The 12,582-nt window shown below is 41.9% G+C and carries 10 protein-coding genes and 1 pseudogene; 6 read left to right on the top strand and 5 right to left on the bottom strand.

Going from position 1 to position 12,582, the window contains the following annotated elements:
* Window positions 1-20: 20 nt before the first annotated feature.
* The 6 genes and pseudogenes from P4S60_RS12905 to hemL all read left to right on the top strand — a co-directional run bounded on the left by P4S60_RS12905 (window position 21) and on the right by hemL (window position 6,573).
* On the top strand, window positions 21-461 hold the full coding sequence (locus P4S60_RS12905) for a GGDEF domain-containing protein (protein ID WP_337116865.1): 441 nt from the start codon (window positions 21-23) through the stop codon (window positions 459-461).
* Between the two features lie 70 nt (window positions 462-531).
* Window positions 532-1,863 carry a transporter substrate-binding domain-containing protein gene (locus P4S60_RS12910; protein WP_337116194.1) on the top strand — a complete coding sequence of 444 codons (1,332 nt, stop codon included), beginning with the start codon at window positions 532-534 and terminating at the stop codon, window positions 1,861-1,863.
* 99 nt (window positions 1,864-1,962) lie between these two features.
* Window positions 1,963-3,645 carry a chloride channel protein gene (locus tag P4S60_RS12915; RefSeq protein ID WP_337116195.1) on the top strand — a complete coding sequence of 561 codons (1,683 nt, stop codon included), beginning with the start codon at window positions 1,963-1,965 and terminating at the stop codon, window positions 3,643-3,645.
* A gap of 20 nt (window positions 3,646-3,665) precedes the next feature.
* Window positions 3,666-4,100, top strand: a complete 435-nt coding sequence (locus tag P4S60_RS12920) for a CopD family protein (protein ID WP_337116196.1) — start codon at window positions 3,666-3,668, stop codon at window positions 4,098-4,100.
* Between the two features lie 104 nt (window positions 4,101-4,204).
* Window positions 4,205-5,220 (top strand): annotated as a pseudogene (locus P4S60_RS12925) (aspartate carbamoyltransferase).
* Window positions 5,221-5,292: 72 nt separating this feature from the next.
* Window positions 5,293-6,573, top strand: coding sequence for a glutamate-1-semialdehyde 2,1-aminomutase (gene hemL / locus P4S60_RS12930; protein ID WP_337116197.1), 1,281 nt, complete (start codon window positions 5,293-5,295; stop codon window positions 6,571-6,573).
* A 101-nt stretch (window positions 6,574-6,674) separates the two neighbouring features.
* On the opposite strand, the gene mrcB is transcribed toward hemL, so the two are convergent.
* The 5 genes from mrcB to P4S60_RS12955 form a co-directional block, all read right to left on the bottom strand.
* Entirely contained in the window at window positions 6,675-9,002 is a 2,328-nt protein-coding gene (gene mrcB / locus P4S60_RS12935; RefSeq protein WP_337116198.1) for a penicillin-binding protein 1B, read from the bottom strand.
* Window positions 9,003-9,093: 91 nt separating this feature from the next.
* Window positions 9,094-9,255: a YqaE/Pmp3 family membrane protein gene (locus P4S60_RS12940; protein WP_337116199.1), complete on the bottom strand. Its 162-nt coding sequence runs from the start codon at window positions 9,253-9,255 to the stop codon at window positions 9,094-9,096.
* A 160-nt stretch (window positions 9,256-9,415) separates the two neighbouring features.
* Window positions 9,416-10,645 carry an ammonium transporter gene (locus tag P4S60_RS12945; protein WP_105181385.1) on the bottom strand — a complete coding sequence of 410 codons (1,230 nt, stop codon included), beginning with the start codon at window positions 10,643-10,645 and terminating at the stop codon, window positions 9,416-9,418.
* Window positions 10,646-10,654: 9 nt separating this feature from the next.
* Window positions 10,655-10,993: a P-II family nitrogen regulator gene (locus tag P4S60_RS12950; RefSeq protein ID WP_054554260.1), complete on the bottom strand. Its 339-nt coding sequence runs from the start codon at window positions 10,991-10,993 to the stop codon at window positions 10,655-10,657.
* Between the two features lie 180 nt (window positions 10,994-11,173).
* On the bottom strand, window positions 11,174-12,403 hold the full coding sequence (locus tag P4S60_RS12955; RefSeq protein ID WP_337116200.1) for a diguanylate cyclase: 1,230 nt from the start codon (window positions 12,401-12,403) through the stop codon (window positions 11,174-11,176).
* Between the last annotated feature and the right edge of the window lie 179 nt (window positions 12,404-12,582).

A 12,582-nucleotide genomic window follows, 5' to 3' on the forward strand; every position in this document is an offset into this window, starting at 1 on the left:
GCAGTGCCCTTGAGCGATTTATCAAGCAAGAATTTGCGCGGGTGGAACGGACAGGATCTAAAGTTGGCTGCCTGTATTTTGACCTTGATAAATTTAAGCCAATTAACGATACCCACGGTCATGCTACAGGAGACAAAGTACTGGTAGAGGTTGCTAAACGTCTGCAAGATACCGCTCGCAAGACCGATTGCGTTGCACGCATTGGTGGTGATGAGTTCGTGGTTATTGTGACCGACATAGAGAACCAAGTACAAATAAACCGTGCACTATCACGTTTGATCTGCGCAATTAAGGCGCCGATAAAATCAGAGTGTGGTGACTTGCTCGTTGAGGCAAGTGTTGGTTTTGCCCTTTACCCCGACGATGCCCAATCATTTGATGAGTTGCTAAGTATGGCCGATAAACGTATGTATGACCAAAAACATCACTGCTTTAGCTGTAATGTTATTAGCTGCAAATAAGCAAAGAAAAAATGCTATTAAGTTTAAATTAGACGTATACTTATTAAACAATTAATAATAATTTTTTCCTATGCTCACTCGCTTTTACTCATTTATGGCACTTATTTTCAGTTCATTTGCAGCTGCTAATACCGCGTACCATGAAACGTGGAAAATCACCTCTTTAGAAGCCCCTCCTTATGCAAGTAGTAAAATGGCAAATGGTGGTGATGCTATTGCACTATTAAGAGACACGCTTGCCAAAAAATCGATAAACCTCGAAGTTGAATATTTACCTTGGCAAGATGCAATAAGAAAAGCCCAGTTAACCGGTTATCTAGGCTATTACCCTGCTTGGCAATCTGAAATGATGCCAGGCTTTGTTGCTTCACCCATTATTTTAAATTCTCAACTAGCTGTCATTACCAATCAGTCTAATCCACAAGATTTTGAAAACCTTGAACAGCTTTTTAATGAGAACAAAGTTGGGGTTGTTGAGCCTTATATCTACCCTGATGTGGTCGAAAAAGTAATTCAATCCTATGCTGGCAGCATAGTGCAAACAGCAAACGATGAAGAGCTATTCCACTTAATGCAAACTAAGCAGGTTAATTTTGCGATTACTGCGCCAAAAGTACTTAATTATTTTGCTGAGCAACAAAACTTACCTGAACCCAAAATTGTAACTCAGTTCACAGACACCCCATTAGTGATTGGCATACGCAATGACGCTGAAAACCAAGCTAAAGTAGCCTTACTTAATGATTTATTTGCCAGCACAAAGACATCTGAGACAAATTACTCTCGACCAAAAAAGCTATTGTTATCCTACATCGATATTCCACGCGTAGCGCCATTTAAAGCGTTAATGAGTGATGTTTATAATGATTTAAATATCAAAGTTCAGATGCAAGCAACACCATCTCGAAGAGGTGTGTTATTACTAAATGCTGGCATTGTTGACGGCGATATTGTGCGCTCACAAAGTAATATGCGTAAATTCGAGAATATTATTGTCGTAGAACCAAGCCTTGGCATTATCAACTTGGTGCTCCTATGTAGAAAATCACTGCCCTGTGATAGGGATAACTTATACGACTCAAACAAACAAATTATGAGTTCGATTGGTGACGTCGAAATTCTTAACGAGTTTGATATCAAAGCTGACATAATTCATAACGAAGACTTAATCCATACCATCAAAATGCTTAAAAAAGGTCGTGTCGATTATGCGCTTTATCCTGCGCTCAATAACGATATAAGTACCTATAAAAAAGACTTCTCTGTGGTTGTATTAAGGCAAATGGCTGTTAATACCATTATTCATAAAAAACACGCCCCGCTTGTAGATGAATTATCCAACGCCATTCGTGCTCGCTTACCTGAATTAACACAGCAAATTAATCAACACAGCACAGATTAGCTATATTTACCCAAAAAGCGGATAAAATTATAAAATCCCAACGACTTAGTGAATTTGATTTGCTAAACTGCGGCTCAAAAGTGCTGTGAGGAAATATGCATGTGGCTTGAGAGACTAAGACGTCGCCTAGCAAAGCCTAAAACATCTGTGCAATTGTGCTTACTTGGTGTAAGTGCAGGGTTAATTGCGGCAGTGTTGATCATACTTTTTCGCCTCACAATCATGTTTTTTCAAAGCTTATTTTTAGATAAGCCTGATGACTTCACCACTTTACCAACCTATGGGCGGATGATATTGCCAGTTGGTGCAGCCTTATTAATTGCCTTATTTGCGGCGCTTACAGGCTTTAAGCATTATCGTCTTGGCATTCCATTTGTAATTCACCGCATAAAAAAACATTATGGTCATATGCCGCTTTACAACACGGTAAACCAATTTGTCGGTGGTGCATTAGCCCTTATTAGTGGCTTTTCGGTCGGTCGAGAAGGCCCGTCAGTACACATGGGTGCAACAGGTGCCAGTTTACTGGCCGATAAACTACATCTACCACACAATGCAATGCGTACCCTCACGGGTTGTGGTGTTGCAGCCGGTATTGCTGCCTCATTTAACACCCCACTTGCAGCGGTTATATTTGTAATGGAAGTGGTGCTTAGGGAATATAAAGTGCATATTTTCGTGCCCATTATGCTCGTCGCGGTTACTGGCGCATTAGCCACTCAATTTGTATTCGGTGACGCTTCTGAGCTTGCACTTATCACCATGAACCCATTGAGTGGTTGGCATTACCCATTTTTAATCATTTTTGGTATGGCACTTGGCGCAGTTGCTTATGCATTTAACCAAAACTTGATGCTTATAATCCGTACCTTTAAACCACTAAGTATGTTCCCTCGTCTATTACTGGCAGGATTAATCGCAGGCTTAATTGCTTATATGGTTCCTCATGCTATGGGCTCAGGTATGAGTGCTATCACTATTGCTATTGAGTCACCAGATGATGTGCAATTTTTAACGACCATCTTGATTGCCAAATTACTCGCCACCTTATTTGCCATTGGTTTAGGTATTCCAGGTGGGATCATCGGCCCTGTTATTGGGCTTGGAGTATTAATGGGCACCTTGATGGCCTTTTTCGCGCAGTTTATTAGTCCAGGTGTTGATATCACAGGGACTTATAGCATGCTTGGCATGGCGGGGTTATTAGCCGCTACATTACATGCCCCGCTGGCTGCGCTTACTACGGTTATGGAGTTAACCTCAAGCCCCGAGATCATTGTGCCGGCCATGTTGGTGATCTCAACGGCTTATGTCACGGCACTGCAGTTTTTTGGTAACCGCTCAATTTTCATGCAGCAACTTGATTTCCAAGGGCTTGAATATCAAATATCGCCTGCTACCGAAGCATTACAAAAAGTGGGCGTGATGGATGAAATGGATGAGCAGTTCAAGCTGCTTTATAGTGACGACAAACAACAAATTAAACAGTCGCTCGATGCCCTTGATAGTCAAACACCGCTTATTGTCCATGATGAAGAAAATGGCTATCGCCTTGCAGAATATGATTTAAGTTTGATGTCTGACCAAAACAGTAACATCAAATATGTCAGCCTTGCCGGTCTTAGCAGCCAGGCGACATTAGCCGATGCTTTTGATTTACTTAAAGATAAACGCGACGGTGCGGTGTATATTTACAACCTGCTTGATAACCAACAAATTATGGGTCTTTTGCGTTGGGACCAAATCAGACATATCCTTACCATACGCAACAGCTTGTTATAACAATTAAAATGGATGCTTAAATGACTGCGCTATTAGTTTATAAAACCTTCCACGTATTTTTTATGATTGCTTGGTTTGCCGGTATTTTTTACCTGCCACGACTCTTTGTTTACCACGCGATGAGCGAAGAAAAAGCCTGTAACTCAATGCTAAAAGTAATGGAGCGCCGTTTACTGTATTTTGTCACCCCGTTTGCCGTTTTAACCCTGGTGTTTGGCGTTTTAACTATTGTTGAATATGGCCGTGATTGGTTTAGATACAGCATGTGGCTGCACTACAAACTCGTATTAGTAATTATTCTTTATATCTATCATGGCTACTGCTTTAAATTACTGGCTGATTTTAAGCATGATCGCAATAAACGCGGCGATCGTTTTTACCGTATTTTTAATGAAGTTCCGGTACTCATCCTTTTAGCTATAGTGGCACTGGCAATTATTAAACCTAACTTATAATTTGCTGCTGTGTACGCTAAAAATTTGCTATAGTACTGCGCAAATTTATGCGGCCTCCCATACCGAGTGCCAGCGCCCTATAAATGTGATTAGGAACAAACCCCATGCTAAGTTTCCAAGGTGAAAATATCCTGTCGGTCAATCAGCTTGATCGAGATTGTATTGAACGTATTTTTGCAGTTGCTAAGAAAATGGAGCCTTATGCTAAAAAGCAAAAGCGCACCAATGTTTTAGAGGGCGCAATTTTAGCGAACTTGTTCTTTGAACCAAGCACGCGTACTCGTGTAAGTTTTGGTACGGCATTTAACTTACTAGGTGGCTTAGTCCGCGAAACAACAGGCATGCAAAGCTCAGCACTTGCAAAAGGTGAGTCTTTGTATGACACCGCTCGCGTTATCTCAGCGTATGCAGATGCAGTCGCAATGCGCCACCCTGACGCAGGCTCTGTTGCTGAGTTTGCCACCGGGTGTGACGTGCCAGTGATTAATGGCGGTGACGGCCCGAATGAGCATCCAACACAAGCCTTACTTGATTTATTAACGATTGAACGTGAACTTGGCCGTTTCAACCAAGGTATCGATGGTATGCATATTGCCCTAGTGGGTGATTTAAAATATGGCCGTACTGTGCACTCTTTATCTAAATTACTGTGTCATTATAAAGACGTTAAATTCTCTATGGTGGCACCTGATGGCTTACAAATGCCAGACTACATTTTAGATGCCGTTGATAACGCAGGTCATAAAATTCAAGTTGTTGATAAAATGGAAGGCAACTTGGCGGCCGATATTGTATATCAAACCCGTATCCAAGAAGAGCGCTTCCCTTCACAAGAAGAAGCTAACAAATACCGTGGTGGTTTCCGTATAAGTCAGGCTATTTACAACGCACACTGTAAGCCAAATTCTGTATTGATGCACCCACTCCTCGTGACAGCCGTTTAGAGGCAAACGAGCTTGATAACGATTTAAATAGCAACGACAACCTAGCCATTTTCCGCCAAGTACAAAATGGCGTGTTAATTCGCATGGCGTTGTTTGCTCTAACCTTAGATGTTGCCGACAAAGTTGAGCAATATGAAGTCGACGTGCCTTGGTTTAGCCGTAAACGTAATAGCTAACTTGCTTCGTTTGGGGCTCGTTTAGCCCTCGCAAACCAACTCATTTAACGTGACAACCCAATAGGACTATTCATGACAATTAGCCAAGATCTTTTTAATCGCGCGCAAGAATCAATCCCAGGCGGTGTTAACTCACCAGTTCGTGCCTTCAATGGCGTTGGCGGTACTCCTTTATTCATCACTAAAGCAGAAGGCCCTTTTACCTTTGATGCTGATGGTAACCGTTATATCGATTACGTTGGTTCATGGGGACCAATGATCATGGGTCATAACCACCCAGCCATTAAACAAGCGGTATTAGAAGCCGTTGAAAATGGTCTAAGCTATGGTGCGCCAACCGAAACAGAAATCTTAATGGCCGAAAAAGTAAAAGAGCTAGTACCATCAATCGAAAAAGTTCGTATGGTAAGCTCAGGTACTGAAGCTACAATGAGTGCGATTCGCTTAGCACGTGGTTTCACTGGTCGTGACAAAATCTTAAAGTTTGAAGGCTGTTACCACGGTCATGCTGACTCACTACTTGTAAAAGCAGGCTCAGGCGCGCTGACTATGGGTGTACCAAACTCACCTGGTATTCCTGAAGATTTTGCAAAGCACACCTTAACTGTGTCGTTTAACAACCTTGATGAAGTAAAAGCAATTTTCGCAAAATACGCTGACGACATCGCTTGTATCATCGTTGAGCCAGTTGCTGGCAACATGAACTGTATTCCACCTGTACCAGGCTTCTTAGAAGGTCTGCGTGAGGTGTGTGATGAATACAAATCTGTGCTTATTTTTGATGAAGTAATGACAGGTTTCCGTGTTGCTTTAGGTGGCGCACAAGCTTACTACAACATCAAACCAGACCTAACGTGTTTAGGTAAAGTAATCGGTGGCGGTATGCCAGTGGGTGCATTTGGCGGTAAGAAAGAAATCATGGATTTCATCGCACCTGTTGGCCCTGTTTATCAAGCGGGTACATTATCAGGCAACCCAATTGCCATGGCAGCAGGCTTAAAGTCACTTGAGCTATTATGTGCTGAAGGTTTACACGATGAACTAGAAGCTAAAAGTAAAGCTATTTGTGAAGGCTTTGAAGCCGCAGCGAAAAAAGCAGGCATTGCACTTACAACAAACTATGCAGGTGGTATGTACGGCTTCTTCTTTACTGATAAAGAAAAAGTAACTAGCTACCAACAAGCGACTGAGTGTGATTTAGAGCGCTTCAAAAAGTTCTTCCACTTAATGCTTGAAGAAGGGGTTTACCTAGCTCCTTCAGCGTTTGAAGCAGGCTTTGTGTGCGCTGAACACTCTGAAAAAGAGATCAACGACACCATTGCAGCCGCAGAGCGCGCATTCGCGAAGCTGTAATAAGCGTTAAGCAAGTTAATAAAAAGCCCCAGCATTTTTCAATGCTGGGGCTTTTTTCTTTGCCAATTCGTTTATTTAAGTATTAATACGAGTTGGTGTTATTAATCTCTAACGCAAGTTGGTCTAGGCTCAAACTCACTTGCTCGAATGGGGAGCTGCACCACTTTGCCACAACCAGGAGGCGCTTGCAGGCCGGTTTCTTCATTAATGAATGCCCAACGAATAGAAGCCGGACGAGTATCTGCTATAGCTTCAGGATTGAGTGGTTTAAGGTAACGAATGTAAGCTTCTAGTGCGCCAACACTGCCTGTTAAACCTGTGCTCTTGTTATCGTCGCGGCCAATCCATGCAACAGTCACCGTGTTTTGGTCAAAACCGGCAAACCAACTATCGCGTAGTTCGTTACTGGTGCCTGTTTTACCGGCAAGCTGAATTGATGGGAAATGAGCATTTAGGCGTTTAGCCGTGCCATCTTTAGTCACGCGCTTCATTGCATACTTAGTCATGTAAATTGATGCATCATCAAAGCGTTTTTGTGAGCTGACATCATGCTTATAAAGCACTTTACCTACTGAGTCTGTAAGGGCTGAGATAGACGTTAATTCACGGTACTGACCATCAGCAGCAAGCGTTGTATAAAGCTGCGCTACTTCAAAACTAGAAAGCTCAAGTGCACCTAAAAGTAACGACGGGTACTGATCAATACGCCCTTCTACACCTAAACGCTTCAAAGTATCAGCGACTTTATCTACACCGACATCTAGGCCCGTGTTAACGGCTGGAATATTAATACTATTACTAAATGCTTTATAAAGAGGCATAGGGCCGCGGAACTGCTTGTCGAAGTTCTCAGGTTGCCACACTTTACCCTGCTCATTAGTCACTTGCAGCGGTGAGTCATCTACCAATGTGGCAACATTAAACTGACCACTTTCAAATGCCGTTAAATAAACTGCTGGCTTAACGAGTGAGCCAATATTACGTTTGGTATCAAGCACACGGTTGAAACCAAAATAACGCACGTCACGGCCTGCAACTAACGCCGATACCCCACCCTTTTCAACATTAACAGAGATCATCGCCGCCTCAAGTTCTTCGGTATTAGGGCGTTTTTCAAGGTATGGTAGGCTTGCTTCAACCGACTCTTCCATGGCCGTTTGCTTTTGTAAGTCAAAATAGGTGAATACACGCACCCCTGCATCTAACACTTGCTGATCAGGTAGCAGGCGCTTTAATTCTCGATTAACTAATTCTAAGTAACCCGGATACGACTTTTGCAGACTGTCTTTCATTGGTGCAATATCAATTGGTCGCTTTAATGCCGCGCGATATTCACGGGTATCAATTAGCTTGTTTTCAACCATTAAGCGTAGTACTAGATCACGGCGTTCCATTGCACGTTCACTATAACGACGCGGATTATAGTACGATGGCCCTTTTACCATAGCGACTAATAGCGCGATTTGGTCGTATTCCAGTTCATCTACAGGCTTTGAAAAATAAAACTCAGCGGCAAGCCCCATACCGTGAACACCTTGGTTGTAAGACTGACCCAAATACACTTCATTCAGATAGGCTTCTAAAATTTCATCTTTGCTGTAGCGGTAATCTAATATCAAGGCGATAAGCGCTTCATTAAACTTACGCACCAGTGAACGTTCACGGGTAAGGTATATATTCTTTGCTAATTGCTGGGTTAAAGTACTGCCCCCTTGCACTGTACGTCCGGCTTTAATATTACTGTATAAAGCACGCATAATTGACCACACAGATACACCATGGTGTTGATAGAAATTACGATCTTCAACCACCAGTAAAGTGTCCTTTAGCATCGGCGGAAATTTATCTAGCGGCACAAACTCGCGGTCTTGCTTTGAGTCATTACCAATGCGGGCAATTTGAACTGGCTCTAATCGAGCATTATTTAAACGACGGCCAAATTTATCTTTGATGGTTGCTAATTTCTGCCCTGAAAAACGCAGCTCAATAACGTGTGCATCTTCAAGGCCGTCATAAAACTCAAATTCACGACGGTACACTTTAATGCTGTTAGCTGATTTAACATACTGACCTGTACGGCTTAGCTTATTTACAGATGAGTAATTTAAACGGTTTAGCTCCCAAATAACCTCTTGCTGAGACAAATACTGCCCAGGATAAAAGCTCATTGCACGGGCATATACTTGTGCGGGTAACTGCCATTTGTTGCCTTCAAATTGACGAGTAATTTTTGCATCCAAATAAATAAGATACAGCACCATGGCAATAATGACTGCCAACGTTAATTTCCAAAAAATTGACCAAAGTTTTCGTAGCACACCCGCTTTCGCTGGTGCTTGCGATGAGCTTGAACGTTTAGCGGTAGTTTTTTTTGACGACGCCTTCGGTTTACTAGACGACTTTTTTGCAGGAGTTTTTTTATCAGCCATTGAGTTCGCTATAGGTCAGTTAATTTTACAGGATTACACCGTGAATAGTGTAATGTTAACACCTGTAAAATTAACAGTCACTTAAACTCGTTTAGCGTGTACACAACCAAAGTGAGTGGATCACAGCAGGTATAAAGAAGACAAAGCATAGAATAATGTTAATCACTAAGTCTTTACCCGCACCCGCTTTTAAAAATACCGCAACAGGCGGTAAAAACAGCGAAATTATTATAAGCAAGAGTTTGTTATCCATCGTTTTTCCTTGTTAGTTTGGAACATAAAGCATAGTCAACAAATGGCTATTTCGCCTATCAGAAAAGGCTTATTTAAATGCAAAAAAGCCCTACCTAAGTAGAGCTTTGATTTGAACACACAATGATATTTTTGTGTGCGTGCAATTGCACGCACTGAGATTAGTTACTGCGAACTGATACAAACTCTGGGTAAGCATCAATACCACAGTCATGTTGATCCATACCGTTTAGTTCTTCTTCTTCGGTAACACGGATACCCATGGTATTTTTCAGGATTGCCCACACGATTGATGACGCGATGAACACAAATCCTAAGATACATACTAAGCCAATTAATTGATTAACGAAGGTTGCATCTGAGTTTGAAAGTGGCACTAACATGATACCTAATGCACCACATACACCGTGTACAGAGATAGCACCAACTGGGTCATCGATTTTTGCTTTATCAAGAGCAACGATGCTAAACACAACCAGAGAACCACCTAATAAACCAAGTAAACAAGCAAGTAATGGTGTTGGTGATGCTGGCTCAGCTGTAATTGTTACCAGACCTGCTAATGCACCATTAAGAACCATAGTTAAGTCAGCCTTACCCCATAACACTTTACATACAAACAGTGCTGCAATTGCGCCACACGCTGCTGCTGCGTTAGTGTTTACGAAGATTTTACCTACTGCTGTTGCGTTTTCAGCGTCAGAAATTAATAGTTGAGAACCACCATTGAAACCAAACCAACCCATCCAAAGGATTAATGTACCTAGTGTTGCTAACGGTAAGTTAGAACCTGGAATTGGGTAAATTTCACCGTTTTTGCCGTATTTACCTTTACGAGCACCTAAGAATAGTACGCCCGCTAGCGCTGCTGCAGCACCTGCGCCGTGAACGATGGCTGAACCTGCGAAGTCAACAAAGCCCATTGCTGAAAGGAAGCCTGCGCCCCATGTCCAGTAGCCTTCGATTGGGTAGATAAAACCAGTTAAGATAACGGTAAATACTAAGAATGCCCATAGTTTCATACGCTCAGCAACCGCACCAGATACGATTGACATAGCTGTAGCTACGAACACAACTTGGAAGAAGAAATCAGACTCTAACGAGTGATTTGCATCAGCAGCTTGAGTGCCAATTAATGCACCAAATGAAGGGATAAAACCACCTTCTGCGTTATCAACATACATGATGTTGTAACCCACTAATAAAAACATAGTGCAGGCGATAGAAAATAGTGCAACGTTTTTAGTTAGAATTTCTGTTGTATTTTTTGCACGAACTAAACCTGCTTCAAGCATAGCGAAACCAGCCGCCATCCACATTACTAAAACACCCGACATCAAAAAGTAAAATGTGTCGAGTGAGAACTTCAACTCTACGATAGTGTTTTCCATAATTCCCCCTTAAATTGCTTCTTCATCAAGTTCGCCAGTACGGATACGAACGATTTGGTCTAGGTCGTAAACAAAAATTTTGCCGTCACCAATTTTGCCTGTTGAAGCAATTTTTGTGATGGTTTCAACAACGCGTTGACAATTTTCGCTACGAGTTGCAATTTCAAGTTTGATCTTTGGAATAAAATCGACTTGGTATTCAGCTCCACGATATAGCTCAGTATGACCACGTTGACGGCCAAAGCCTTTAACGTCGACAACTGTCATCCCCTCAATGCCTAAATCAGCCAATGCTTCACGTACATCATCAAGTTTGAATGGCTTTATTATTGCACTAATCATTTTCATAGTGGCCCCCTTCGGACGCTTATTGTTATCCTGTTGGCTTATACAATCCAACCTTTGTGCCACTATTTTTTAGTATTTATTTTCAACAACTTAAAAAACAAAATTGGTTTTTGCACAAAAAAATGCACCCTAATGGTGCATTTTTTTAACAATTAACCAGCGCTGGTGCAATTAGCACAACTATAGCTTCACTAAGCAGTTCCGATCTTGCTGTTTAGCTTGGTATAGCGCCTTATCAGCAACGCGCATTGCGGCTGTAAGCGATACTTTTTGGAATTGGGTCATACCAATACTCATGGTTAATGAGTAAGGCTCACCATTAATTGAAAAGGCATGACTCGCTAACTGCTCTCTGAAGGTATTGAGCCTTGCTTCGGCCTTAGCTAAATCCATATTATGCAGTACCACAGCAAATTCTTCGCCGCCAATTCTCGCTATGGTGAAGTCATCAAATTTAGTCTTTAAAAATGAAGACACTTGTTTTAGTGCCTGATCACCGGCTTCGTGACCAAACTGGTCGTTCACATTTTTAAAGAAGTCGATATCAAGCAAGGCCAGTACGTTTTCTTGGTCAACATTTTTAAGCAGTTTTTCAGCGTATTGATAAAAATAGCGACGATTATGCAAGCCTGTTAAATGGTCGCGGTATGCGCTTTCTTTTATATCGGCTATTAAAGCAAGCTGCTCCATGGTTTGCATAACGCGGCAATGAAACTCTTCATTCATAAACGGCTTAGTTAAAAAGTCATTTGCGCCGTATTTAATAAAGCGCGCCGATAACCCATGCTTACCAGCACCTGATAAGCCGATAATTGCTAAGTCATCACGGCCGCGGAAATTACGTACCGCTTTAACGAGCTCAAAACCATCCATCGTTGGCATGGCATAGTCAGTAAGTAATAGCTTGATTTCAGGATCGTCTTTAAGTATTTGGAGTGCTTGCTCACCATCTTGGGCATCACGCACATCAAATAATTGCTTTTCGAGCATTTGCTTCATTAAAGTGCGGCTTAGTACTGAGTCATCCGCCACCAGCGCTTTGCTACCATCGTTTCTAAGTAATTGTGCAACAAGCTTGATCGCATAATGGTATGAGTCGCGGTTATCTTTAACCACATAATCAACCACACCCAGCTCTAACATTTGCTGGCGAATGTATTCATCAATCTTTGATGTTAGGACAACGGTCGGGATGTTTTTTGATAAGGTGTATTTAGCTACTTCGCCGTTCATCGCATCAGGTAGCGTTAAATCGACTAAAGCCAAGGTGTAATCGTGCTCTGATATTAAAGAGACGCCCTCTTTTAAAGACCACGCAAAGTCGACAGCCACATCTAAATAGTGAGCAGCGAGGTGACGTAACACTTGCTGTACTACTTTACTGTCTTCAACTACTAATACTCTTTGCATTGCAACTTCTCTTTCTTAAGCACGTGTACACAGATTATAAACACGCTAAATATACGTCATTTTTTAATCTAGCTAAATAATTAAGCAAAATATCTTTGCTAAAAAAATACACTTTTTTGTAATCCGCTCAGCATTTTCGGCTATTTTTCTGTTTAACGGCTAATATTGGTCACTAGTCT

The sequence above is a fragment of the Pseudoalteromonas sp. Hal040 genome (assembly GCF_037162425.1).
Lineage (GTDB): Bacteria > Pseudomonadota > Gammaproteobacteria > Enterobacterales > Alteromonadaceae > Pseudoalteromonas > Pseudoalteromonas gelatinilytica.